Origin of the sequence: Micromonospora sp. NBC_01412, from assembly GCF_045040215.1 — a bacterium.
In the GTDB taxonomy this organism is placed as follows: Bacteria; Actinomycetota; Actinomycetes; order Mycobacteriales; family Micromonosporaceae; genus Micromonospora; species Micromonospora rubida.
Genome location: NZ_CP109528.1, coordinates 7,540,237 through 7,565,044, shown reverse-complemented (window position 1 = coordinate 7,565,044; position 24,808 = coordinate 7,540,237). Strand labels below are relative to the sequence as shown.

19 protein-coding genes and 1 pseudogene are annotated in these 24,808 nt (G+C 70.2%); 15 read left to right on the top strand and 5 right to left on the bottom strand.

The genetic code is table 11. The annotated features are described in order from the left end of the window. Window positions 1-334: 334 nt before the first annotated feature. From OG617_RS32820 to OG617_RS32805, 4 genes are all read left to right on the top strand, one after another. Window positions 335-2,323, top strand: coding sequence for a putative bifunctional diguanylate cyclase/phosphodiesterase (locus OG617_RS32820; protein WP_405096847.1), 1,989 nt, complete (start codon window positions 335-337; stop codon window positions 2,321-2,323). A gap of 182 nt (window positions 2,324-2,505) precedes the next feature. After that, window positions 2,506-3,582 carry an NYN domain-containing protein gene (locus OG617_RS32815; protein ID WP_396683271.1) on the top strand — a complete coding sequence of 359 codons (1,077 nt, stop codon included), beginning with the start codon at window positions 2,506-2,508 and terminating at the stop codon, window positions 3,580-3,582. Between the two features lie 56 nt (window positions 3,583-3,638). Beyond that, window positions 3,639-5,630: an ABC transporter ATP-binding protein gene (locus OG617_RS32810; RefSeq protein WP_405096844.1), complete on the top strand. Its 1,992-nt coding sequence runs from the start codon at window positions 3,639-3,641 to the stop codon at window positions 5,628-5,630. Further along, window positions 5,627-7,357, top strand: coding sequence for an ABC transporter ATP-binding protein (locus tag OG617_RS32805; protein WP_405096842.1), 1,731 nt, complete (start codon window positions 5,627-5,629; stop codon window positions 7,355-7,357). Before OG617_RS32810 ends, OG617_RS32805 begins: the two co-directional genes overlap by 4 nt. A 644-nt stretch (window positions 7,358-8,001) precedes the next feature. On the opposite strand, the gene OG617_RS32800 is transcribed toward OG617_RS32805, so the two are convergent. Beyond that, window positions 8,002-8,160: a DNA-binding protein gene (locus tag OG617_RS32800; protein WP_405096840.1), complete on the bottom strand. Its 159-nt coding sequence runs from the start codon at window positions 8,158-8,160 to the stop codon at window positions 8,002-8,004. A gap of 24 nt (window positions 8,161-8,184) precedes the next feature. Further along, a complete protein-coding gene (locus OG617_RS32795) occupies window positions 8,185-8,421 on the bottom strand; it encodes a GntR family transcriptional regulator (protein WP_161684132.1) in 237 nt (78 codons plus the stop codon). 106 nt (window positions 8,422-8,527) lie between these two features. On the opposite strand from OG617_RS32795, the pseudogene OG617_RS32790 reads away from it, so the two are divergent. Then, window positions 8,528-8,959, top strand: a pseudogene (locus OG617_RS32790) (helix-turn-helix domain-containing protein); the annotation flags it as partial. Window positions 8,960-8,976: 17 nt separating this feature from the next. Continuing rightward, window positions 8,977-9,666, top strand: coding sequence for a DUF5753 domain-containing protein (locus tag OG617_RS32785; RefSeq protein WP_405104039.1), 690 nt, complete (start codon window positions 8,977-8,979; stop codon window positions 9,664-9,666). 91 nt (window positions 9,667-9,757) lie between these two features. Here the strand turns inward: OG617_RS32785 and OG617_RS32780 are convergent, their stop codons facing one another. Then, entirely contained in the window at window positions 9,758-10,402 is a 645-nt protein-coding gene (locus OG617_RS32780) for a dihydrofolate reductase family protein (protein WP_405096838.1), read from the bottom strand. Between the two features lie 74 nt (window positions 10,403-10,476). On the opposite strand from OG617_RS32780, the gene OG617_RS32775 reads away from it, so the two are divergent. Both OG617_RS32775 and OG617_RS32770 read left to right on the top strand, forming a co-directional pair. After that, window positions 10,477-10,998 carry a winged helix-turn-helix transcriptional regulator gene (locus tag OG617_RS32775; protein WP_405096836.1) on the top strand — a complete coding sequence of 174 codons (522 nt, stop codon included), beginning with the start codon at window positions 10,477-10,479 and terminating at the stop codon, window positions 10,996-10,998. 815 nt (window positions 10,999-11,813) lie between these two features. Then, window positions 11,814-13,088 (top strand): polymorphic toxin-type HINT domain-containing protein, encoded by a 1,275-nt coding sequence (locus OG617_RS32770; protein ID WP_405096834.1) that lies wholly within the window; start codon window positions 11,814-11,816, stop codon window positions 13,086-13,088. A 307-nt stretch (window positions 13,089-13,395) separates the two neighbouring features. Here the strand turns inward: OG617_RS32770 and OG617_RS32765 are convergent, their stop codons facing one another. Continuing rightward, a complete protein-coding gene (locus tag OG617_RS32765) occupies window positions 13,396-14,628 on the bottom strand; it encodes an IS4 family transposase (RefSeq protein ID WP_405104038.1) in 1,233 nt (410 codons plus the stop codon). A gap of 780 nt (window positions 14,629-15,408) precedes the next feature. Between OG617_RS32765 and OG617_RS32760 the strand changes: the two genes are divergently transcribed. The 6 genes from OG617_RS32760 to OG617_RS32735 all read left to right on the top strand — a co-directional run bounded on the left by OG617_RS32760 (window position 15,409) and on the right by OG617_RS32735 (window position 20,362). Next, window positions 15,409-16,986, top strand: a complete 1,578-nt coding sequence (locus tag OG617_RS32760) for an ISL3 family transposase (RefSeq protein WP_405096832.1) — start codon at window positions 15,409-15,411, stop codon at window positions 16,984-16,986. Window positions 16,987-17,504: 518 nt separating this feature from the next. Then, window positions 17,505-17,693, top strand: a complete 189-nt coding sequence (locus OG617_RS32755) for a hypothetical protein (RefSeq protein WP_405096830.1) — start codon at window positions 17,505-17,507, stop codon at window positions 17,691-17,693. Between the two features lie 98 nt (window positions 17,694-17,791). Then, window positions 17,792-18,265: a hypothetical protein gene (locus tag OG617_RS32750; protein ID WP_405096828.1), complete on the top strand. Its 474-nt coding sequence runs from the start codon at window positions 17,792-17,794 to the stop codon at window positions 18,263-18,265. Between the two features lie 4 nt (window positions 18,266-18,269). Beyond that, window positions 18,270-18,392, top strand: coding sequence for a hypothetical protein (locus OG617_RS32745; RefSeq protein ID WP_405096826.1), 123 nt, complete (start codon window positions 18,270-18,272; stop codon window positions 18,390-18,392). A 562-nt stretch (window positions 18,393-18,954) separates the two neighbouring features. Continuing rightward, the gene (locus OG617_RS32740) at window positions 18,955-19,314 is read left to right on the top strand and encodes a hypothetical protein (RefSeq protein ID WP_405096824.1); all 360 of its coding nucleotides are present in this window, start codon (window positions 18,955-18,957) and stop codon (window positions 19,312-19,314) included. After that, window positions 19,301-20,362, top strand: coding sequence for a T3SS (YopN, CesT) and YbjN peptide-binding chaperone 1 (locus OG617_RS32735; protein ID WP_405096822.1), 1,062 nt, complete (start codon window positions 19,301-19,303; stop codon window positions 20,360-20,362). Before OG617_RS32740 ends, OG617_RS32735 begins: the two co-directional genes overlap by 14 nt. Window positions 20,363-20,443: 81 nt before the next feature. On the opposite strand, the gene OG617_RS32730 is transcribed toward OG617_RS32735, so the two are convergent. After that, window positions 20,444-23,746, bottom strand: a complete 3,303-nt coding sequence (locus OG617_RS32730; RefSeq protein ID WP_405104037.1) for a CHAT domain-containing protein — start codon at window positions 23,744-23,746, stop codon at window positions 20,444-20,446. Between the two features lie 462 nt (window positions 23,747-24,208). Between OG617_RS32730 and OG617_RS32725 the strand changes: the two genes are divergently transcribed. Continuing rightward, complete coding sequence (locus OG617_RS32725; RefSeq protein ID WP_405096820.1) at window positions 24,209-24,601, top strand: hypothetical protein; 393 nt, start codon at window positions 24,209-24,211, stop codon at window positions 24,599-24,601. Window positions 24,602-24,808: the final 207 nt, after the last annotated feature.

Genomic DNA, 24,808 nt, shown 5'->3' with positions numbered 1-24,808 from the left:
GGTCATCGCAGTTGTCGCCGTCCCCCGCAGGCCGTGCTGGCCCCCGGTTGCCCTTCGGACGACTGTCAGCCCCGCGCGGCGACTAATCGACGCATCAGAATCTCACGGCGGTCCCGGATAGCTCAAGGCCACCCGGGACCCGGCCGGGTCAGGTGTCGACCGGGCGGCGATCGTGCGCCCGGCCCGCGTGCGGCGTCGCGTACCCACCGGTCACCTGCGAGCGGGGCGAGCACCGCGGTCGCGCCCGTGGGTAGACTCCGCGTCGCGGCCGGATCACCGTGTGCTGGTGCCATCCGGATGCCGTGACGGGGCAAGGGGATGGGGTGGCCGCCAGGTGAGGACTCTGCCCGCGGTCGCCGCCGCCGCCGCCTCCACCGCCCTGATGGTCCTCCGCCCCGACGGCCGGTGCCTGTGGTCGAACGAGGCCGCGCGCCGGTTGGGGGTCCGGCCGGAGGACCTGCCGGTGACCCAGGTGGAGCCGGGCGGCCCGGCCGTCGAGGCCCCCTGGCCCGACGCCGCCGGCCCCGCCCGCTGGCTCCAGGTGCGCTGCCACAGCATGGACCACGAAGGGCAGTGCCTGCGCCTGTACGAGGTGCGCGACGTCACCGTCGAGCGCCGGGAGCGCGAACAGGGGCGCAACCACCGCTGGCGCCTGGCCCACATCGAGCAGCTCGCCAAGGTGGGCAGCTGGGAGTGGGACGTGTCGACCGGCGCGGTCGTCTGGTCCGACGTGCTGCGGCAGATGGTCGGCCTCCCGCCGGGCACCGCGCTGGACTACCCGTTGTACCGGAAGCTGCTGCATCCCGACGACGTGGCCATGATCGAGCGGACCCTGGAGACCGCGCTGCGCACCGGGACGCCGTTCTCGTTCACCCACCGCATGTACCTCGCGGACCGCGAGACGCTGCGCGTCTTCGAGTGCTACGGCGAGGTCTTCACCGACGGGGACGGCGCCCCGCGCGTCCTGGGCACCGCCCACGACATCACCGAGAGGCGCCGGGCCCAGGACGAGCTGACCCGGCTGGCCGAGCACGACCCGCTGACCGACCTGCCGAACCGCCGCGCCCTGCTCGCCCGCCTCGACGCCCTGCTGGTCCCGGGCGGCGACCCGTCCGGCGCGCTGCTGCTGATCGACATCGACAACTTCAAGGACATCAACGACGTGCACGGGCACGGCGTGGGCGACGACGTGCTGCGGGTGCTGGCCCGGCTGCTCGCCCACCACCTGCCGCCCGGCACGGTGCTGGGCCGGTTGGGTGGCGACGAGTTCGCGGTCGTGCTGCCGGACGCCTCGGCCGGCGACGCCCTCGCCGTCGCCGAGGGCCTGTGCAACGCCGCCGTGGGCACCCCCGTGCCGCTGACCGACGCCGGGCTGCGGGTCACCCTGAGCATCGGGGCCGCCTCACTGCGGCCCGGCGACAGCCGGGACGTGGTGCTCGCCCACGCCGACCTGGCCCTGTACGAGGCGAAGAACGCCGGCCGCAACCGGGCCCGGCTGTACCTCCCGGAGCAGTACCGGCACGCGGTGCAGCGGGTCAACGTGGTGACCCGGGTCCGCACCGCCCTCGACGAGCGCCGGATGCAACTCGACGCCCAGCCGATCGTCGACCTGCTGACCGGCGAGGTGGTCAGCCACGAGCTGCTCATCCGGCTGCGTGACGGCCGGCAGCCGCCGCTGCCCCCGGCCGACTTCCTGCCCACGGTGGAACGCGACGACCTGATCGGTGAGCTCGACCGGTGGGTGGTGGCGACCGCCACGTCGGCGCTGGCCGACCCGTCGGCCGTGGCGGCCGGGATGTGCTTCGACGTCAACATCTCCGCCCGCTCGATGGAGTCGCCGGGCTTCGGCGACTGGGTGGTGGGGCGGCTGCGCGCGGCCGGCGTCGAGGCCGGCCGGCTGGGCCTGGAGGTGACCGAGACGGCGGCGATCACCAACGTGGCGGCGGTCCGCAACCTGGCCCGTACGCTGCGCAACGCCGGCTGCCGGTTGAGCCTGGACGACTTCGGCGCCGGGTTCGGGTCGTTCACCTACCTCAAGCACCTGCCGTTCAGCACCGTGAAGATCGCCGGTGACTTCGTTCGCCAGGCCGACCGGGGCGGGGCCGACCCGGTCCTCATCGACGCGGTCGTCCGCGCCGCGCACGGGCTGGGCATGCAGACGGTCGCCGAGTCGGTAGACCGGGAACCGCTGGTGCCCGCGCTGCGCCGGCTGGGCGTCGACGCCGGCCAGGGCTTCCACCTGGGACGCCCGGTCCCGTTGGACATCCTGCTCGGCTCGGTCCGCGACGACGGGCAGGTCTGCGCCCGACATCCTGACCACTGACCCGCCGCCCCCTCCGGAGACCAGGTCACCAACCGCGCATCGGGCCGGACGTAGGTCGCCCCGCCGGGACCTGACCGGGGCAGCCGGCGAGGGTGGCGTGACGGCGGCGAGCCCAGCACGTGGTGCCGGTTCACGGCGCGTACCCGCTGGTGGGCCGGGTGTCCGGGCGTAGGCTGGCGGCCGTGGATCAAGAAGACCGGATTGCCCTGTTCCTCGACTACGAGAACCTCGCCCTGGGGGCCCGCGAGCACCTCGGCGGCATGGCGTTCGACCTGCGTCCCATCGCCGACGCCCTCGCCGAGCGCGGTCGGGTGGTGGTGCGGCGGGCGTACGCCGACTGGTCGTACTTCGACGAGGACCGCCGGATGCTCACCCGCTCCCACGTCGAGCTCATCGAGATGCCCCAGCGGATGGGCGCCTCCCGCAAGAACGCCGCCGACATCAAGATGGCCGTCGACGCCGTCGAGCTGGCCTTCGAACGCGCGTACGTCTCGACGTTCGTGATCTGCACCGGTGACAGCGACTTCACCCCGCTGGTGCACAAGCTGCGCGAGCTGAACAAGCGGGTCATCGGCGTGGGCGTGGAGAAGTCCACCTCGGCGCTGCTGCCGCCCGCGTGCGACGAGTTCCTCTACTACGACCGCCTCGAGGGCGTCGACGTCCCGCCGGCCCGGGCCAAGCGCAACCGCCCGGCGCGGCTGCCCAGCCCGGAGCCGCAGCCGGTGGAGCAGGAGCCCGAGCCCCAGCCGGTGGTCGAGGAGCCCGCGCGCGACGTCGACACCCTCGCCGTCCTGGTGGCCCAGACGGTGGCCGGCCTCCAGGGCAGCTCCGGCGGCGAGGTGACCGCCTCGACGCTGAAGCGCACCCTGCTGCGCAAGGACCCGACCTTCAGCGAGTCCGACTACGGGTTCCGCACCTTCGGCGAGCTGCTGCGGCACCTCGCCGCGCACACGGTGATCGAGCTGGCGGAGGGCCCGGCCAAGGGCGACCCGGAGGTGTCCCTGCCCGAGCACGGCGACCGGGAGGTGGCGTTCGCGCTGGTGCGCTCCGTGGTGCAGGACCTGGCCGGCGACGACGGCGAGGTGGCCCTGTCCGGGCTGAAGAACCAGCTCCGCCGGGTCCGGCCCGACTTCAGCGAGAAGAAGCTCGGCTACCGCGGCTTCCTCCAGTTCTGCAAGGCGGCCGCCACCAGCGGCGCGGTCCGGCTGGAGTGGAGCGCGGACGCGGACGACTACCTCCTCACCACGCCGACCACCTGACCGCGCCGCGCGGAAATGGGCCCGCATGCGGCGGAGTCGGTCGGTAGCGTGGGCGGGTGCCGCCGCAGATTCCCCACCCTGACCCTGGTGTCCCGGACACGAGAGGACCGCTGAGGTACATCTGGTGGCTGGTCCGCTGCCAGCCCTGGCGGGTGCTGCGCGGCAGCCTGTTCGGCACGGCCTGGATGATCGGGCTGTCGGTCCGGCCGTACCTGATCTCCCGGGCTGTCGACGACGGGCTGCGCGCCGGCGACGACGCCGCCCTGCTGCTCTGGGTCGCGGCGATCGTCCTCGCGGGCGTGCTCCTGGCATGGCTCGGCATCATGCGGCACCGCACGATGACCTTCGTCCGGGAGGACGCGACGGCCCGCTCGGCGGCGGTCCTGCTGCGCCAGCTCGCCCGGATCGGCGCGGTGCTGCCGCGCCGGCTCGCCGCCGGGGAGGTGGCCACCGTCGGCGGCTCCGACATCAGCCACACCTCGCAGGTGCTGACGCTGACCGGGCCGGGAGTGGGCGCGATCGTGGCGTACGCGGTCATTGCCGTCGTGCTGTGGTCGGTGTCCCCGCTGCTCGCGGTGTGCGTGTTGCTGGGCGTGCCGGCGATCGCGCTCGTCGTCGGGCCGCTGCTGCGCCGCCTCGAACGGGCCGAGTCGGTCTACCGGCAGCAGCAGGGCGAGCTCACCACCCAGGCCGGCGACATCGTGGCCGGGCTTCGGGTCCTCGCCGGGGTCGGCGGCCGGGGCCTGTTCGCCCGCCGGTACGCCACCGGGTCCCGGCGCCTGCTGGCCGAGGGCTACCGGGTCGGGGCCGTCAACAGCTGGATCGACGCGCTGACGGTCGCCATCCCGGGGCTGTTCCTCGCGGCCGTGGTGTGGCTCGCCGCCCGGATGGCGGTGACCGGCGACATCACCATCGGGCAGCTGGTCGCCGTCTACGGCTACGTGGCGACCCTCATCGTGCCGGTCTGGTTCCTGCTGGAGGGCAGCTACCAGCTGATCCGGGGCCGGGTCACCGCCGGCCGGATCGCCGCCCTGCTCAACCTGCTCCCCGACGACGCTGGCGGCCCGCGCCAGTCGGCCGAGCCACGCCGGGCTGCTGAAGCGTGGCGGCCCGCCGAGCCGGCCGCCCGTCCCGTGGGTGGCCCGCCGGCCGCCGTGCCCGCCGCCCGCCCGCCCGGGATCCCGGCCGCCCCGGCCCGGCCCGGCGACCTGCACGACCCGGCCACCGGGCTGACCGTCCCGGCCGGCCGGCTGGTTGGCGTCGCCGCCGCCGACCCCGGCGAGGCCGACGCGCTCGCCGACCGGCTCGGCCGGTACGTCCCCGGCGACGTCACCTGGGGCGGCGTGCCGCTGGCCGCCATCCCGCTCGACGACGTGCGGGCCCGGATCCTGGTCGCCGACCACGACTCCTACCTCTTCGCCGGCACACTGCGCGACATCCTGCGGTCCGGGCGGGTCGGCGACCAGGCCGGCAGGGTCGGCGACTGGGCCGCGAGGGCCGGGGAGCGGGCCGGGAAGGTCGGCGATCGGGCCCGGCGGGTCGGTGGCGACGGCCGGGGCGACGAACACCCGGCCCATGCCGACGACGACGCGCGGCTGACGGCGGGCCTGCGGGCAGCGTCGGCCGAGGAGGTCGTCGACGCGCTGCCGGACGGCCTCGACACCCCGCTCGGCACCCGCGCCCGCACGCTCTCCGGCGGCCAGCGGCAACGGGTCCGGCTGGCCCGGGCGCTGCTCGCCGAGCCGGAGGTGCTGATCCTGATCGACCCGACGTCCGCCGTGGACGCGCACACCGAGGCGCGGATCGCCGAGCGGCTGCGGGCGGCGCGGGCCGGCCGGACCACGATCCTGCTCACCACGTCGCCGCTGCTGCTCGGCCACGCGGACACCGTCGCCCACCTGCGCGCCGGCCGGATCGTCGCCACCGGCATCCACGCCGAGCTGCTCGGCCGCGACCGTGGCTACCGGGCGCTGGTGGCCCGGGACGGCGACGACGGCGACGACGCCGACCTCGACCCGTCCGCCGGGGTCGAGGGGGTGCTGCGGTGAGCGGGCTGCCGGTGGCGGACCGGGCCGCCGTACGCCGGGCCACGGTGGACCTCGTCGGCCGGGACCGGCGGGCGGTCGCCGTCGTGCTGGCGCTGCACGTCGCCGCCACGGTCGCCGGGCTCGCCGCGCCGTGGCTGCTCGGCCGCATCGTCGACCAGGTCGGCGCGGGCACCGGCGTGGCCACCGTGGACCGGCTGGCGCTGGCGATCGTCGGCTGCGTGCTGGCGCAGGCGCTGATCTCCCGGTACGCCCAGTACGCCAGCCACCGGTTCGGGGAGCGGGCCGTCGCGCGGCTGCGTGAGGAGTTCGTCCGACGGACCCTCGCCCTGCCCGTCTCCGTCGTCGAGCGGGTCGGCTCAGGGGACCTGGCGACCCGCAGCTCGGTCGACGTGTCGACCGTCGGGACCACCGTCCGCGACGTCGTGCCCACCATGGTCATCGCGTCGGCGCAGCTGGCGCTGCTGTTCGGGGCGATCCTCCTGCTGCACCCGCTGCTCGGCCTGGTTGCGCTGGCCGGGCTGCCGTCGATCTGGGCGGTGACCCGCTGGTACCTGCGCCGGGCCAGCCCCGCCTACCTCGCCGAGGGCGCCGCCACGGCCGAGCTGACCGAGACGCTGACCACCACCGCCGAGGGCGCCCGCACCGTGGAGGCGCTGCGGCTGGCCGACGAGCGGATCGGGCACGGCACCGACCGCATCGCCCGGCTCTGGGGCGCCCGGCGGGCGACCCTCGCGCTGCGGACGGTGTTCTTCACGGTGGTGGAGGCCAGCTACCCGCTGCCGGTCGCCGCGGTGCTGCTCGCCGGCGGGTACCTGCTGTCCCGGGGAGCGGTGTCGCTGGGGGAGGTGGTCGCCGCCGCGCTCTACCTGCAACAGGCCATCGACCCGCTGGACCGGATCCTGATGTGGACCGAGCAGGCGCAGCGCGGCATCGCGTCGTTCGCCCGGGTGCTCGGCGTCGGCCAGGTGCCGCCGGAGCCACCCGGCACGGTCACCGTGCCGCCGGGGCAGCGGCTCGTCGCGCGCGGGGTGCGCTTCTCGTACGCCGACGGCCGCGACGTCCTGCACGGCATCGACCTGGAGGTACGCCCCGGCGAGCGGCTGGCCGTCGTCGGCCCGTCGGGGGCGGGGAAGTCCACCCTGGCCCGGCTGTTCGCCGGCATCGACGCCCCCCGCGAGGGCGAGGTGAGCATCGGCGGCTGCCGGGTCACCGACCTGGACCCGGCCGAGCGGCGTCGCCGGATCGCCCTGGTCACCCAGGAACACCACGTCTTCATCGGCTCGGTCCGCGACAACCTCGCGTTCGCCGCGCCCGACGCCTCCGACGAGCGGATGCGCTCCGCGCTGGTCGCTGTGGGCGCCGACTGGTACGCCGACCTGCCCGACGGCCTCGACACCCCGCTCGGCGACGGCGCCCGGCAACTCGGCGCGGCCGAGGCCCAGCAGCTCGCGCTGGCCCGGCTGGTGCTCGCCGACCCGCACACGCTGATCCTCGACGAGGCGACCGCCGCGATGGACCCGACCACCGCCCGTCGGACCGAGCGGGCCCTGGCGGCGGTGCTCGCAGGGCGGACCGTCATCGCGATCGCGCACCGGCTCAACACCGCGCACGACGCGGACCGGGTCGCCGTGCTGGAGGACGGCCGGATCACGGAGCTGGGCAGCCACGACGAGCTGGTCCGCGCCGACGGGACGTACGCCGCCCTCTGGCGCTCCTGGCACCACTGACCGTCTGGCGGCGGCCCTGCCGGGGGGCGTCTTTATCGGTTTCGTCAAGCGGCGATGGGCGGGGCGGAACCGGTCGTCGGGCGCCACGCCGCCGTTCCCATCCCGACGCCCCGGGGTGGCGTCAATGCTGGTGCCGCGACGCCGCATCACCACCTCGCGCCGAACGCCGCCCCGCCCCTGTCGCGCCGTGCGGTACCGCCTCCGAATCTTGGACAGTTTCCGTCGACAGTGGACGATAACTGTCCAAGATTCGCGATTCATCGGACGCGGTTGCCCTGGGCGCGTTTGCGGTCGTCGTAGCGCGGCTGATGGAGCGGCGAACGCGGCGAGGAAGAACGCCCATTTGAGGTGTTTGCTGCCGCCGCGAGCGGGTGTTCGCCGCAGATGCTGCTGCCGGTCGGCGGGTGACCGGGGCAGCGGCTGTGAGCCTTCGAGTCGGCAGTCCGAAAGGCCGCCGAGTGGGGCGGCGCGCTGACGGAGCTGACGGCCGACTGGCTCGCCGGGCGTGCCGGGGCGCTACCAACGGCGGGCGGTCGAGGTCGTCCTACCCGATGGAATGGAGATCTTGCGGTGCGATGGCGCGGGTGGACGGGGTGTCCTGGCTAGGCTTCCCGGTCCTGAAGGTCCGGTCGGTGGTCCCTGATCTACCGCTCCACGTCCTCGGCGAGCCAGATCCGTCCGACCGACAGGTTGGCCGCCGGGTCGGGGAAGGTCTTCGAGTTGGTGATCTGGTAGGCGCGCGGCCGGGAGACGCCGAGCATCTCCTGTACTTCCTGGCTCGCCACCAGCCGAAGCTTCCCCACGCGGCCATGGTAAGAGCAAACGTCCTACGGGTTCTGCCCCGAGGTGTCGGCCACGAAGACGCCGATGCCCATGCGGCCGACCAGCTCGCCAAGCTCGATCATGGAGTCCAGGGCGCGTCGGATAGTCATGTGGCTTGTGTCGTACTCCTCGGCCAGGAGTCGCGCGGAGGGAAGTTTGCTCCCTGGCGGGTAGATGCCGGCCTTGATCTTCGCGCGCAGGTCATCTCTGATCTGTCGCCAGAGCGGCTGGGCGTACGGCATGAGGTCAGCAAAGCAGCCGCTTTGATGAACATGTAAAGCATCCCCATCCTATCTTTACAGGATTTATAGGTTTGCTAGGCTCTGTGTCGGCCAGCGAGGGAATGGCATGGATAGGTGGTGGAAGTGGGTCCTGCGGCCGGGGAGGGTCACGGTGGGCCTGATCGGGCAGGTGGTGCCGGACGGGGGGACGTGCCGGGGCGCTACCGGCGGGAGACGGTCGAAGGCGTCGTACCCGATGAGGTGGAGACCTCGCGCTGCGACCGCGCGATCGTCTACGAGTGGCCCGAGCGGCGGCGGGCGGCCCCCGGGCCGAACCAGCGCGCGGAGCGGTACCGGGCAGAGCCGTCCGACCAACGGTATTGGGGGCGCTCTGATGGCTGAGGACCTGGGGTCGACCGTGCCGCGCCGGCAGCCCGGGCGGATGTTGCGGGACCTGCGCACCGAGGCGTGCATGACGCTGGACGCCGTGGGCGAGGCGTTGCAGTGCAGCCGGCAGAAGGTGTGGCGGATCGAGAGCGGCATCGGCGCGGCGCGCGCCGTCGACGTGCGGGCCATGTGCGAGCTGTACCGCGCGAGGCCCGAGCTGACCGGCGCGCTGACCGGCCTGGCGGGGGAGACGAGAGAGAGGGCTGGTGGCACGCGTACGGCGGCGCGGTCCCCGACTGGTTCGACCTGTACGGCGGCCTGGAGTCCGCCGCGTGCCGGCTCCGCGAGCACCACGACGCGCTGGTCCCCGCGCTGTTGCAGACCCGGGCGTACGCGTCGGCCGCCGGCCCGCACCGCCCCGGGACGGCCGCCGACGAGCGGGAGCGCCTGATCGAGGTACGACTGCGGCGGCAGGCCCTGCTCCGGCGGCGGCCGCCCCGGTTCGAGGCGGTGCTCTCCGAGGCGGCGCTGCTGCGCGTGGTCGGCGGCGCGGAGACGATGGCGGAGCAGCTCGGGCACCTGGCGGAGGTGGGCCGGCTGCCACACGTCTCGATCCGGGTGGTGCCGCTCGCCGCCGGGCTGCGCGCCGGGGACGTGGCGGGGTCGTTCGTGTTGCTCGACTTCCCGCTCGGCATGCGCGCCGAACCCGAACCGTCGGTCGTCTACCGCGAGTCGTTGACCGGCGCGCTGTACCTCGACCGGCCGGGGGAGCTGGCCGCGTACGAGAAGGTCTGGGCCGGCCTTGACGCGCTCGCCCTGGACGAGGAGGAGTCCCGACGGCTGATCGCCAAGGTCATGGAGGAGGTCCACCACGGCTGAGCTGGCCGGTGGGCGGCACCAGCCCGGTTCGGTCCCCTCCTGCGGCGCTGGAGCAGATCGGCCGGGCTGGTGCGATCGCACGGGTCGGTGGTCATCGTCTCCAGAACAGGAGGTGCGTGACTCCGCTGGGGCTCGGCACCGACTCGAGGTGGAAGCGGTCGAGAAGATCGGTGTGGCTCTCCCACAGTCGCTCGCCTCGACCGTGGTCGACGGGCGCCACGACGATGTGCATCGTGTCGACCAGGTCGGCCTCGATGAACTCGCGGATCGTGGCAACCCCACCACCGAGGCGTACGTCCCGCCCACCGGCAGCCTCCTTCGCGCGCGCCAGCGCCTCGGCCGGGGACGCATCGAGGAAATGGAAGGTGGTGTCGGCCAGGGTGAACGACGGGCGTTCGTGATGGGTGAGCACAAAGACCGGCGTGTGGAACGGCGGGTTGTCCCCCCACCAGCCCTGCCATTCGTGGTTCTCCCAGGGGCCGCGCTGCGGGCCGAACTTGTTGCGGCCCATGATCTCCGCCCCGAAGTTGTGGTCGTAGGCGCGGGCCAGGTAGTCGTCCAGGCCGCGAGTGCCGCCGGGTTCGGTGCGGTACATGAAGCTGGCGGTAGGGGTACGCCAGGAGAACAGGGAACCGGGGTCGACGTGGCCGAAGGGCCGCTCCAGGCTCTGCCCCTCCCCGGTGCCGAACCCGTCACGCGACACGGTGAAGCTCTGCACCTTCAACAGCTGCGGCATGTCTTCTCCTCGGGACCTGACGAGCAACTTCCGATTGCAACTTGCAACCGGTTGCACCATACTACGCTGGTGGCATGTCGCAACCAGTAGGGGTCGGTCGCCTGCCCGTGCCCGAGGGAAAATCGGGGTGCCCCATCAACCTGACCGTCGAGCTGCTGGGCGACCGATGGAGCCTGGTTGTGCTGCGGGACGTCATGTTCGGCGGCCATCGGCACTTCCGTGAGCTGCTCACGAACTCGATCGAAGGCATCGCGTCGAACATCCTCGCCAGCCGCCTGTCGAAGCTCGTGGACGCGGGCCTGCTCAGCCGGCACGGTGACCCGAGCCACCGACAGAAGATCGACTACCGGCTCACCGAGGCGGCGATCGAACTCGTCCCGCTCATGGCCCATCTCGGCGCCTGGGGCTCCCGATGGCTCCCGACATCACCCGAGCTGTCGATCCGCGCCCAGCTTCTCGCCGACGGCGGCCCTGAGATGTGGGAGAGGTTCATGGACGAGCTCCGCGCCACGCACCTCGAAGGCCGTCCGCACCCCGCCGACGGCGTCCTCGCCGAACTCACCCTGGCCTACGAACGCGCCGCTTCCACAAACTAGAGAAGTACGGCTGCGGGACGTCCGCACGCGAAGTTCCGCCGGCGTCCTGTGCGGAAGGGCGAACTGGGTGGGCGAGCGGGTGTTCCGCGCACTCACCGCCGACGAATGGGGGCCCACCTGCTGCCGGTCGACGCGGACTCATAGCGTCTGCTCGACCTCGCGGGTCTCCTTCGCCCACCAGGTAGCCGTGTGGGTCCAGACCGAGCGTCTTGCGGCGCTTCGAGGCCCAGTAGGCGGCGTTCGCCTCTGCGTCTGAGTCCGCCATCGACCCTAGCCGAAGCAGCAGCCCGGGCTGCCACGTCAAGATGGCCTTGACGGCTCGTACGGCGGGCTGCCTTCTGCTCGGCTAGCCGGGTCGATGGCAGACAGGATGGCCGACCGCCACCACCGACGAAGCTGGCTGCTGCAGACGGGTTCCGGCCATCCTCAAGCCGGAGCGCCCCGGTCCCTTTGCTCTGCTGCCGTCACCGCAACACCGGCACCGCGCATCCGCTTCAGGTCGCGGGCCAGCACGGGCGGACGGCAGGAAGCATCGGTCACGCTCCGTGAGCGTTGCGCGGGGGGTAGCAGAGCAAAGGGGGCCGAACAGGTATCACCCGCTGGTCGGCGACGACGGTTGCTGCCTCGCCTCCCGCCCTCGCTGAAGGGGCTCACAGGTGGGGGAAGGAACGAGCGCAGCGGGAGTCGCTCGGCCTGTAGGGCACATATCGGTGTGCAGCAGCATTCGCCGCCTGTCCCACCATCCGGGCCGACCGCCTTGGCCTGGGCCTTGCCCAGTAGACCAGGTCGTCATCGGCGCGTTGTGCGCCACCGGGGTGGGCTGCCTGATCCTGGCCGGGGCTGCGGCCGGTGCGATGGCGTCCGGTGCCGGGTTCATGGTTGACGTTTCCCGGGGCGACCAGGAGTTCTCCTGGAGCGGCCTGGCCGGCACGATGATCGAAGGTGGCCTGGACGGCGCACTGTCGGCGGGACTCAGCCGCCTCGGCGGCGGCCTCCGCGCAGCGGCCGGTGGGGCGAAGGCCGCTGCCGCCGCCGGGAGCCGGCTGCCGAAACTGGGCGGGCGCGCGGCGGGCGGTGACGGGGCGAGGGCCAGCGGCGGGGGATCGAAGGCCACCGGCGGTGGCGGGTCCAGGGCCGCTTCCGCGGGTGGATCGTCCGGTGGCTCCGGCTACCAGGGGCGGAACCGCCAGGATGACGGCTCGTCGGGCTGCACGACGCCGCACAGCTTCGATCCGTCGACCCGGGTGCTGCTGGCCGATGGCAGCAGCAAGCCGATCGAGGATCTGAAGCACGGTGACGAGGTCGCCGCGACCGACCCCGAGACCGGCCGCAGCGCGGCGAAGCCCGTCACCCAGCTACACGTCAACCAGGACCGCGACCTCACCGACCTCACCGTCCGGGACGCCAAAACCGGCAAGACGACGGTGTTGAAAACGACCCAACACCACCCGTTCTGGGACGCCACCGACGGCAGGTGGGTTGACGCCGCCAAGCTCGCGGTCGGTCACCGACTGCTGGTCCACGACGACGAGCGGCTGGAGGGCGACAGCACCGGCGCCGGTATGGGTGGCGGCGGTCCCGGACACGATCTCACCGTCGTCGAGGTACGCAACTACACCGACGACAAGCGGATGCACGACCTCACCGTCGCCGACATCCACACGTACTATGTGATCGCCGGTGAGACTCCGGTCCTCGTCCACAACTGTGGCGGAAGCGGCCCCGCGCCGGGTGTAATTGAGGTAAGTGGCAACGTGAAGTCGGTTAAAGCGTTCCAGAATTACAGTCCGAGCGGCCGAGGTGGAATCGAATACGTTTTCGATCCGGTAAATAACCGACTCCTTGTCGGTGCGCCTAAGTCTTACCTGGGTATCAAGGGTAGTCCGCATGAGCAGTTGGCTCGCGCAGGTGGCTTAGATGAGGGTACGGTATTGGGCGATATATTTAGGAGAAATGCTAATGGGCGAATTGATTTCGACGAGAGCAGCGGGCATTATGGTGAGCGATGGACCAGTGAAACGAGGCAACAGTTTAAGGGCTTCCTGGATAGCTTTAACATCGATCATGCATATACACCTTGGCCTGGATGATTGATGTGTGGCAACCTCTGGTGAGGCGTAGCGAGGACAGCTGGGTGGGAGCATCGGCGCTGCCTGGAGTCTGGGTAGGTACCAAGGATGAGGTAAGAGCCAATGCCGTTAAGGTAAGGCGTTTGGGCAGGCCAGGGTGGGTGTGGGTGGGCCGTCGTGGCGGATGATGCGGTCTGTGGGTCGTTTGACGCGGTAGGAGTTGTGGCGGGCGCGTTTGATCGTTCGTGGGCAGGTGCGGTGTCGACGCGGGGGTAGCCGGTGGCGCAGGATCTCGGTGTGGGCCTCGGTGATGGCGTTGATCAGGCGCTCAGGGGGAAATGGCCGCCTGGTCGGTGACCTGGCGGCGGACGAGGCGCAGGCCGCGTATGAACGAGAGCCGGTCGGGGTCGTAGCCGGCCTCGTCGGCGGCGTCGACCAGCAGGGCCCGGATCGCGTAGTGCGCCAACAGCAGCCCCCACATCTGTTGTTCGACCAGGTCAGGGGTCTTCGAGCGGACAACCTCACCACGGCCACGCAGGTCGCTCTTGATCTCGTTGAACGCGGACTCCTGCTCCCACCGTTCGTGATAGGCGGTGGCGAGGTCCACTCCGGACACCTCGTGTGGGTCGTGGATGGTGGTGATCACGGTGATCAGTTCGCCGTCGGGATGACGGTCGGGCACGGTGTAGTCCACGACCCGCACGAGGCGGGCGGTATCGGCGGGAACCTCACCACCGTCGGTCACCGTCCGGGCCAGCCGGCGGCGCCGCTCGGCGGCGAGCCCGGGTCGGTAGATCAACGCCAGGTAGGAACCGTCGGGTAGCCACCGCACCAGTCCGAGTGACACCGACGCCCCGACCCGCCAGGCCAGGTCCGCGCCGGTGGCGGCGAACCGGTCGAACAACTCGAAGGAGTAGAAGCCGCTGTCAGCCAGGAGCAGCATCCCCGGCTCCACCACCGGCGTCAGGTCAGCGGCCTGGGTGCGTTCCCCAGTCGAACACGCCCCGATCACCGCCCCAATGACCGCCCGGCTGCCGCACTCGACGACCGCGGTGACCTGCACCTTCGGATACGCCGACGCTGCCGGCCCGGATCCCATCCGGCCGAATCGTTCCACGTTCGCCGACGTGTCGGCCACATCGAAGCTGGTCCCGTCGATGGCCATCAGGCGACGTCGGGCCAACCACGCGCCTTTGGTGCCCGAGCCCGCCACCGGCACCGCCGCCCGATCGAACAGCTCCCTCACCGGCGCCACACCGAGACGTCGCCGGGCCTGACTGATCGCCGAGCCGGTCGGGACCTCCCAGTCATCCGACCACGAACCCATCGCGCGCAGGCCACCGACCAGCCGACGCATCACCTCCTCGGCAGACTCCTGGGCGTACAGGCCCATCGCGATCACGTACCGGATCATCACGTGCGCCGGCAGTCGACGGCTACGCTTCTCCCGACACCCGGTCCGGTTGATCACTTCCTCGATCAGATCGCGGTGGAACCGCGCCGAGAGCACCCCCAACCCGATGTGGTCGGTCAACCGGCCCGAGGGCTGCACCAGTGGCATCACGACCGGCAACCGTACGGCCCCGATCAGCCTCCGTCAGCACACCACGCTGACCAGCACCACTGCCTTATCTGAACGGCATTGAGGTAAGAGCTCAAGTGGATCTTGATAATCCGATCTTTCTTTGGCCACTCCTTGAACGACCCTATGCAGACGTGAATGTGGAGCTGTCACGGTCATGGAGTCAGTTCATGGTGCCCGACATAACGGTATGCCGAGTAGTCGAATCTGTCGTTAGCTCTGCATTGCAGAGCGGCAGATCGTATTGGGTCGATCTCGGCTTAGAGTGGGTAGAAGTAATGATTGATGATCAGAATAGGGGCATGGTGGTGAGTTTGCTGACCGAGATAATGGAAGGTGACTTGCCGCAAGCAACGCGCCATCGCGCCGGGCGCCTGGTTAAGGCGATAGCGCACGGAGGGCATGGATTAGGAGCTTGATCCGGCCCTGCTCGACAGCCTAATGCGGGAGGAGTCGAGCAATTGCGCAAGGTGTTGGCGCGGTGACTTCGTGTACTGGTCGTCGTGGTTGTGGGCGTGAGTTGCTGTCACGGTTGCTGCCAGAGACCCGGAGCGCATGTACATATATGGATAGAACCCAATGTGGATGGCGTCTACGGGATGCGCATGGGTGACAAGGATGCCACGGGCAATCGGTGTGGGCTGACGGCCACTGCTCGTTGGCACGGCGCGTAGCGGAACTTGTCAACGCCGCCCCAACCCTGGCTCAGGCACACATTTTGTGAGTTGTGCTTGCGGGTAGTTCGGGTTGGGTGCCGGAGTGGAGATCATCGTGGCGTTGCTGCCGCATCTGGTTGGTCTGCGGTTGGAAGCGGTGGTGGTCCGGGCCGTCGGAGTCAGGATCGACGCGGCGACGCGGACGGTGCGGACGGTGCGGGCGGCGTGTGGAGTCTGTGGCGTCTGGTCGACCACTGTGCATGGTCGCTATACGCGGCGGTTGGCCGACGTCAGGTTGGGTGGCCATGAGGTGCTGGTCGCGTTAACGGTCCGCAGGTTCACCTGCGTCAACGTCGAGTGCCGGCGGCGGACTTTCGCCGAACAGGTGCCCGGGCTGACCCGACGGTATGCCCGTCACACGGTTCTGGCGGCGGGTGACCTGGAAGCGGTCGCCGTGGCGTTGGGCGGTCGACCGGGTAGCCGGTTGGCGCATCGGCTGGCGGTGTCGGTGTCTCGGACGACGTTGATCCGGATGATCCGGCGGATGCCCGACCCGCCAGTGGTGACGCCGACGGTGCTGGGTGTGGACGACTTCGCCCGTCGCCGTGGGCACCGATACGCCACCGTGCTGCTCGACATGCACACCCGCCGGCCGATCGACGTCCTGCCCGACCGCACCGCCGACACCCTCGCCGGATGGCTGCGGGAGCACCCCGGCGTTCAGATCGTCTGCCGGGATCGCGGGGGCAGCTACGCCGAGGGCGCCCGCAAAGGGGCACCTGACGCGATCCAGGTCGCCGACCGGTGGCACCTGCTGAAGAACCTCAGCGACGCGGTCGAGAAGGTCGTCCGTGGGCACCGCCGGTGCCTACGAGAGCACACCAATCCCACACCTGCCCTTGCCGCGCCCGTCCTGACCGAGCCGGTCAGGACGGGACGCCGCGCAGCGAACACTCGCCAACGTCACGCGGCCGTGCACGCCCTGCGGGCCGAAGGGCTGTCGATCAGCGCGACCGCCCGCCGGCTCGACGTGAACGTCAGGACCGCCCGTAAGTACGCCCGCGCCGCCACCGCCGAGACGTTGATCGGCCCGAACGCCAGCAGCCGCCCCAGCGTCCTCGCCCCGTTCCACCCCTACCTACGCCAACGCCTCGCCGACGGCATCCACCAGAGCGCCACCCTGTTCGCCGAGATCCTGGCCAGCGGCTACCAGGGCAGCCTGCGCGTGCTGCGGGACTGGCTCACCACCGCCCGTACCCGGCCGACGCGGGTGGTCGTCCAGGTGCCTTCCGCCCGGCGGATCACCGCCTGGATCATGCGGCCAGGACACAAACTCACCGACGACGACCGCGTCAACCTCGCCGACGCCCGCAGCCGCTGCCCTGACCTGGACACCGTCGCCGACCTCGCCCGCGGGTTCACCGCACTGGTGCGCCACCATGGCACCGGACAACACCTCGACGCCTGGATCGAACGCGCCCGGCACGCCGGACACCCCGAACTCCGCGGCTTCGCCACCGGCTTGATCAACGACCGCGACGCCGTCGCCGCCGGCCTCACCCAACCCTGGAGCTCAGGCCCCGTCGAAGGCCACATCAACCGCATCAAAACGATCAAACGACAGATGTACGGCCGCGCGAACCTCGACCTCCTCCACAAACGAGTCCTCGCCACCCCATGAACCACCACCAAGATCAATCACAGAATGTGTGCCAGAGCCATTTTTCAGGCGGAACCGACACCAGGGCAACGCCGGTACTCGTCCACAACTGTGGAGATGGCGCCGCACTTGGTCCAGTCACGAAGAGCAGGGATCTTCGCCCTGCGGATTCTGATCCAGAAGCGCCACTCTTTCAAGAGAGCAGCAATGCGGCTGGTGGGAGAGTTTTTACCTCACGCAAAGCCATCACGCAGGAAGACTTCGTCAGCATCGTGAACGACGGCCTTGAGCGTGGAGATGTATTCATATCCTCACTGGTACGCATGGTGGCGCGAATGGTAACATGATTGCGGAACCCCGCTTTCGTGAGGAGGACTCTGTCCGATTTGGGCGCTCTCATAATGTCGCAATTCACAATGTCCCGTCCATGTCGCCGGGGGAGATCAGCGCAGTTCTGCAAAGCCTCGGGACTATTATCGGCGCATTCTGCCATAGTGCGGTATGCCTCAATCCCTACAGGTAAAACGATGGGAGATATGATGAACCCCGAGCAAGGAGAGCCGAAGCGCGAGTACATCGGCTTTGTTCGGATCGCTGGCCAACCAGAAATTCAATTTCGGCTGATGGCTTCGTCGTTGAGCGAAGCTCAAGAAATCGTCATTGAGCAGTATGGCGTGGGCCACGAATTCTCGATATGGAACGAAGAAGACGCCAGGCGCCCTCGTTAGGCCCATCTCGACAGCAGCTGAGCCTCGATCCACCGATGAAGGTGGGATCGGTTGGATCCCGGATATGTAAGGTGCCCTCCGAACTGCAAGGATAGGAGTTGCCACACTTCTATTACTCGGTTCGAGAGGGCGCCTTGCAGGTGAGATTACGCTATGACGCGCCGGTGACGGCCGTGACGTTCGATGATCCGAATTTGGTGACGTGTGCCGGTCTCGCGCCGGTGGTGCGCCTGGCTCGCAGGTCGGCCTGTAACCATGCGGTCGAGGCTCGGGTAAGCCTGCTGACGGGCAAGGGCGCGAACTCGGCTGACAAGGTCGCCACGGTCGTGGCCGGGATGCTCGCCGGCGCGGATAGCATCGATGAACTCGGCATCGCCCAGCACGACGGCATGCGACCACTTTTCACCGGCGTGTACGCGCCCTCGACGCTCGGCTCATTCCTGTGCACCTTCACGCACGGACACGTGCGGCAGTTCCAGGCCGCAGCCCGCAGCCCGCGACACCCTGATCGGCCTGGCCGCCCGGACGCCGCTGGTGGCCGGCGCCGACACACTGTGCTTTGTAGACATTGACTCCATGCTGCGCCGGATCAACGGCAAGCAGAAGCAAGGCATCGGGTTCGGCCACGCCAAGGTCGGCGGCTACAACGTCTGGCTGCGCGGCTGCAACCCCTCGTGGCAACCCTGTCCACACCGCTGACCGTTTCCGTCGTCGCCACCACCCGGCTGCGTTCGGGCAACACCGGTTCCGCGCGCGGCGCTGGGACGATGATCTGATCACCGTAAGGCCGTACGACACCGAGGGCGACCCGTTGCAGGTCTCGGTGATGGTGAGCACGCCCTGCGAGAAGGCCATGGTCGCGCACCGCGAGCTCCAGGTCGACCCGCTGGCGTGAGCCCCATGGCCTTGATCCAAGGAATCATCCCATCAATCAGGAGACTGGCGATGATGGGAGCGCGTGGTTTGGTGGGCCCGACGAGCTGGCCGAGATCCTCGACAAGCCGTTCGCCGACTGGCGGTGTTCCTCCACCCGTCGCAGCGGCGCGTCGGCCGCCACGAGCGGAACGCCCAGCCCGTTCCTGAACTGCGCGCCCGAATCCCGCTGACGGACGAACTGGCCGCCCTCAACGAGACGCTCCGCCGGCCCGGTCCCTCCCAAGGGGAAGGTGGCTTGTGCCGTCCGGTTACCGTCGGCAGTGAGGTCGGCACCCGCGCGGAGGGCGGCGCGGGTGGTAGTTCACTCGATCGCTAAGGTAGGGACGTGTCTCTATGGATGGCCGCGATGTGGGGAATGGTCGGCAGCGCAGTGGCCGAGGCACTGAACCTCTACGGCATGATGCGCCCGACGACCGAGTCCGAGGGCCGGTGGCAGTGGCCGTGGCGGGACCCGCGGGACCGGCCGATCGTCGTCTTCGCCGTCGTGCTGCGGGCGGTGGCCGGCACCGGCCTGGCCGCCGCGGCCGGTGCCGGTGGCCTGGCGGAGACCGCGTTCGCCAGCTTCACCTTCGGGGTGGCCGCGCCGTTGGTGATCGCCAAGATGTTCGACCAGATCCGGACGGTGGAGCCGCCGGCCGACCCGCCCGCCGCCGGATCGGACGGTGAGCACGATGACGGCGCGTGACAACCTGTGGAGCCGCCTGGTCGCCGGGCTGGCCGCCCGGCCGGCCGTCACCGCCACGACCACCCCGGTGCCCCGGCGTACCAGGTTGGCCGCCGCGCTGGCGGCCCGGCCGGTGACCGCCCCGCGTCGCGCGCCGGTGGCCGGGCCGGCCGATCAACACGCCGGCGATGGCAAGCTGACGGAGCGGGTGAAGGAGATCCTGGCCGCCGTCCTCGGCGTCACCGCCGACCAGCTCCGGGTCGACGCCGACGGCGACGTGGGCATCCGCGCCGGCTCCGCCATGATCTTCGTACGCGCCCAGGACGACCCGCCCCTGGTGGACGTCTTCTCGCCGCTGCTCACCGGCGTCGAGCCGACGGAGACGCTGTACCAGCGGCTGTTCGACCTGACCAACGGGCTGGTCGTCGGCCGGATCTACTGCACCGGCGGCACGGTCTGGGCGTCGATCCCCGTCTTCGGGCAGGACTTCGTCCCCACCCACCTGCTGCTGGCCGTACGCGCCATGATCGCGCTGGCCGATGACCTGGACGACCGGCTGCGCCACGAGTTCGGCGGCAGCCGGTTCTTCGGGTCGGAGGCCGTCGGGCTGACCCCCGTGCCCGACCCCACCGGCTACCTGCGTGACCTCGCCGACTCCGGTGCCGCCGGGGCGTGGGGTGCGGGCAGCGTCCTGGTTGACCTGCTGGCCGACCGGGGGCACACCGACGAGCTGCGGCTGCGCGCCGACCACGGCGACTGGCACGCCGCGGCCCGCCTGGCGGCTCTTCTGGCCGAGCGGGGGCAGGCCGACGAGGCCGAGCGGTACTGGCGGGTCGCAGCCGACCACGGTGACATGCGGGCGTACGACGAACTGGCCGCGCTGTTGGCCGCCGCTGGTCGCCCGGACGAGGCGATCGACCTGCTCCGCAGGTCCGTCGACCAGGGCAGTCGGCGTTCCCTGCCGTTGCTGGTCACGCTGCTGACCGAGCACGGCCGGCTCGACGAGGGCATCGACCTGCTGCGCCGGTGGGCGGCCCGCAGTGCCCCCGACAGCGCCCCCGAGGACTGACGCCCCCCTTCGACGAGCCTGTCACGATCCCGACCGTGTTGGCCTCGGGCTGCCGGAGAGCCGTTAGCGAGGCAGCCCCGCTCACGGCCCGAAGTGTAGGTGAGCGGCCCACAGTGAGGGCGTGTCGGGGAAGTCGTCCCGCAGGGCGCGAACGACCTCGTGCAGGACGCGTGCGGCGTCGCCGACGGTGACGGTTGCGGTGTGCTGGTCGTGGAGGCCGCGGTAGAAGCGGCTGGCGATGACGGCGGCGAACTCGTCGTCGACCGCCCAGAGTGTGCCGATGACGTGGGGAAAGCCCGCGAGTTGGAACGCGCTCGCAAGGTGGATGGCCTCGTCGAGGAAGCGCTCGACTTTGTTCAGTGCGGTTTCGCACGCCGACAGGTAGGCCAACTGGGCGTGGTCGAGGGCGACCGGGGCCAGGTGCGCCACCGTCAACGGCGCCTCGGCGTGGTCGTACAACAGGAGCGTGCTGGCTGCGGGCTCGGTCGGGTGGTGCGTCCCGTGGCAGGCGAAGTGCGCGATCGCGCTGGACGGTAGTTCGTCGAGGACCCGGCGTGCGGTGGGGAGGGCGGATCCGGGCACGGCGTCCGCCGGGTCGGGTGGCGTGCTCAGGACGAGGGGGTCGGGGAGTAGGGAGGCGACGACGTCGACTTCTACGCGGACATGCGGGAGTTGTCCGCCACCGTGCAGGCCGGGTGTGGTGGGCATGGCGACGACGAGCGAGCGTTGGGGCGGGCGAGCTGTGGCGGGGGAACGGCGGGCGTGCCGCAGAGCGCCGACGGTGGACGTGTACGAGGACATCACGCGGTCCATGACGGCCCGGCGCGTCGGCGTCGCCGGGTCAGCGTGGTGACCGGCTGCGTGGAGGGGCAGTAGGGCGAGTTGGCCGCAGGGAATCCACCAGATGCGCGGCCACCGGAGGGCGTTCTCCGACGGGGTGCGGCGCAACCCCAAGTGGTCGAGCACTGGCCCGGTCACGCTGTCCCACAGCCATTCGAGGACGGCACGCAGATCAGCTTGGCCATCTATTTTGGATTCGAATGGCCGCAGGTCGCGGGTGCTGGGGCTTCTGGTGGCTCTCCGGAGAGCACGGTGGAAGGCGTTGACCCGTTCTGCGAGCACTTCCGTGGTCAATCCGGGCAGCTCCACGCACTCGATTCGGTCGTCGGTGACGATCAAGGCGTTACCGTGGTCGGCAGTGACGGTGAAGGCCACGAGTGGCCCGTGTGCGGCCTCCGCCAGCAACTCGCCGGCGTCCGGGGGCAGGCCGAAGCTCGCGAACCCGTCCACCTCGCGGATGCGGCGGATGGCCTCGGCCAGCTCCTCGGCCAACCGAATCCGGTCGGCTGCGTCGTTTGCGCGGGCCGAGTCGGGGCGGCCCGCAACCTCAGACATGATCACGAACCGTTCGGAGATTGACTTGGTGCGGCCCGCCACCGGGTCTGTGTGTACCCGCTGGGCGGTGTGCTGGTTGAGGCGATCCGTCAGCTCGGCGAACCGCGTCGCCAGGTCCGGTCGGATGGCGCGCAGATCGGTGAGGTCGCCGCGGGTCTCCAGGCTCTGACTGAGCAGTACTGCACGCCCGGCCTCCAGAAGGGTCATCGCTCGCACGGCACGGTGGGACGCGGGCGTAGCCGGGCTCGCCAATGCCGCTGCGGCGGCCCGGTTGGCCAAGCCTGCGACGGCGGCGAGCCGGGCTTGCTGGTCGGGGCGGGGAAGGCGGCGAGGAACCAACTCAGGAAGCGACCGGACCGCAGCCTCCAGCAGATCGGCCGCATCAGCGGGGTCGTTGTTCTGCTCGGCGACGATCGCGGCGATCCGGGCGGCTTTGATCCGCTCAATCGGTGGTGCGGAAAGCACCCGGGTAGCCTCGGCAGACGCCTTCGCGGCGTCGTCGAGGTCTTCCTGGTGACCGTAGTGGCGGTAGCGTCGCCACAACGCGAGACCCAGGTTGGCCAGCCACCTGGTGCGGTCAGGATGGTCGACTGGGGCGGTGGCCACTGCCTCCCGGAGGACTGCCGTGGCCTCGTCCAGGTCGGGTGCGGCCCCGGTGTGCTCGAACCGGCTCGCCAGTGCGCTGCCGAGCCTGTCCAGTCGTCCTACCCGCTCGGGGTGGTTGATCGGGGTCGCGGCCACGGCTTGGTGGAAGATGTCCACCACTTCGTGCAGCGCGTCGGGTCGGTTGTCCTTTTTCGCCTGGGCGTGCAACGACGTGCCAAAAATTGAGAGGCGCGATGCCCGGTCAGGATGGCCTTCCGGAGTGGCTGCCATGGCCTCGCGGTGAATCCCCACGGCCAGATCGATGTCCTCCGGGTCTTGGAGGAAGTCGAACCGCGCCGACAGGCAGGAGCCGAAGTTCCACAGCGTGTTGGCGTAACAGGGGTGGCCGAGGCCGGTGGCCGCGACGCCCTGGGCAGCGGCGGCCACGGACTCATCGAGGTCGTCCACCGAACCGGTCGAGCGAAACCGGGTGAGCAATGCTGCGCACAGGTTCAGGAAGTACACCGCCTGATCGGGGTTGTCGAGGGAGGCTGTGGCCGTGGCTCGGCGGGAAAGCTCCACCGCCGTGTCCAAGTCGGTCATCCGCCCTGCCCGGTTGAACCGCGCGAGCAAGGCTGCGCCGTGGCTCGACAGGTACGCGCCTAACTCGGTGGCCTCGCTCGCCTGGCCCACGGCCTCGCCGAGCGCCTCGACGGCCGCGTCCAGATCGCCTGCGGCCCCGGTGTGCGCATACCGGGTGCGCAAACTGATGCCCAAGTTCTGTAGATGCGCCGCCCGGTCAGGATGACCAGGGGAGACCGCGTTCAGCGCCGAGAAGCCGACGTCCACAGCCCGGTCCAGATCCGCGATGTCCCCGGTATTCTGGTAACGGTCGCGTGACATCGTGTTGAGGTTCTGGAGAGCGATCGTCCGCACAGGTCCGCCCCGCTCCGCAGCCGCGATTGCTGACTCTGTTGCGTGAATTGCTTCATCCAAGTCGGAGCCCAGCGCGGACAGACCGAACCTGGTGTGTAACGCCCGCCCCAGATTCAGCCAGCACGTTGCTCGACCGGCTTGGTCAGCACTCGTGGCACCCAAGGCGACGCGGTGCGCCTCCACCGCCACGGCCAACTCGTCCGGCACTCCAGTCCGGTCGAACCTGGCCTGCATCGCCGCGCCGAAGCTCGCCACAGCGTTCGCCCAGCCGGAGCCGCTCTGGGGCGTGGAACACAGAATCCGGTCCCAGAGGTCGATGTACGAAGGCAGGCTGTCGGCGTCAGCCCGTACTGTGCCACCAATAGCTGCCCGGATCGCACGTTGCGCCAGTTGCGGCAGGAGCGTTCCGGTGTCGTCGACGGCATCCGCAGGGAGACCCACCGACCGCAGTGCCTCAGCGTCGAGCATCGCCACGTGGCCTCGCTCCCCAGTGATCCGACGCAGCAGACTCGTCACCTCATCCAGTGATTCCTCACGACCACGCATCACACCTCCCGGTCGGCCTGCTCACCACCACCTGACGGACTGCCCGCGACCCCGCGAACCGCTCAGCTGATGACACTGGGCAACGGGGTGATCTCGCCCAGTTTTGGCTCGCTGTTGGTCGAAACGAGCGGCGGCGTTGGCCGCACCGGGCCGCTTGGAAGAACATCCGCTCTTGCCGCTGATACGTAGCCTGCCCTGGCGGCGTGCCACGTAGGCGACGAGCTCCAGCCGCGTGCAAGTTGACCAATGAACTCAGCGAGATCCACGGCGGGAAGTGGTGAGCGTGACGTTCCGTGACCGGCGGAGCGGCGTCGACTCGGGACCGCATCCGTATCTGCCGATGCCCCGATGCCCGTAAGGGGTCTGGCATGGCACCATCGCCTCGTGCGGCGATATCCGGGCGGGCCACCGATCTCCGTGCTGGCGGGCGCCAACGTGGTGCTCGTGGGCCTGTTCTCGGCGAGGGACAAAGAGTTCGGCCTGACGCTCGATCTGCTGGCGAATTCGGTGGAGGCGCATGGTGGACGGGTGGTGAGCCAGCACGTCCAGCGGCGGGGTGTCTCGGACGGCGGTGCGGCCAGGATGACTGAGCCGTTTTCGCGGCGGACACTGCTCAGCCCTGGCAAGGCGCGCGAGGTCGCACAAGCGTGCCTGGCCGCGAAGGTCGCTGTTGCCGTCTTCGTGAACCCGCTGACGAACCACCAACGGGCTGTGCTCGGCGACTTGTTCGGGTGCATCGTGATCAGCGGTGAGGACCTATTCGCACCCGTCCGGTGAGTGCCCACACATGCCGCCGAACGCACGTCACGCAAAGGTCAGAGTCGGTCGATCACGATGATGCTCGGTCTTGCCGATGGCGGTGTGGTTGTGCTCGGAGCGAGTCCCGAGGTTGGGACGGCGGCACGGACCGGCTCAGCCGGCCGTACGATGCCGAAGGCGTCGCCGCAGCGTGTGACCGGGGTTCCTCTTCGCCTTTCCTGCTGG

What these genes read in the sequence shown, in the direction of transcription:
- OG617_RS32795 (WP_161684132.1), bottom strand. Translation starts at nt 8,421, where the DNA reads ATGCCGTACGCCCAGCCGCTCTGGCGACAGATCAGAGATGACCTGCGC.
- OG617_RS32780 (WP_405096838.1), bottom strand. Translation starts at nt 10,402, where the DNA reads ATGCCGCAGCTGTTGAAGGTGCAGAGCTTCACCGTGTCGCGTGACGGG.
- OG617_RS32775 (WP_405096836.1), top strand. Translation starts at nt 10,477, where the DNA reads ATGTCGCAACCAGTAGGGGTCGGTCGCCTGCCCGTGCCCGAGGGAAAA.
- OG617_RS32765 (WP_405104038.1), bottom strand. Translation starts at nt 14,628, where the DNA reads ATGCCACTGGTGCAGCCCTCGGGCCGGTTGACCGACCACATCGGGTTG.
- OG617_RS32755 (WP_405096830.1), top strand. Translation starts at nt 17,505, where the DNA reads ATGAACCCCGAGCAAGGAGAGCCGAAGCGCGAGTACATCGGCTTTGTT.
- OG617_RS32745 (WP_405096826.1), top strand. Translation starts at nt 18,270, where the DNA reads ATGCTGCGCCGGATCAACGGCAAGCAGAAGCAAGGCATCGGGTTCGGC.
- OG617_RS32735 (WP_405096822.1), top strand. Translation starts at nt 19,301, where the DNA reads ATGACGGCGCGTGACAACCTGTGGAGCCGCCTGGTCGCCGGGCTGGCC.
- OG617_RS32730 (WP_405104037.1), bottom strand. Translation starts at nt 23,746, where the DNA reads ATGCTCGACGCTGAGGCACTGCGGTCGGTGGGTCTCCCTGCGGATGCC.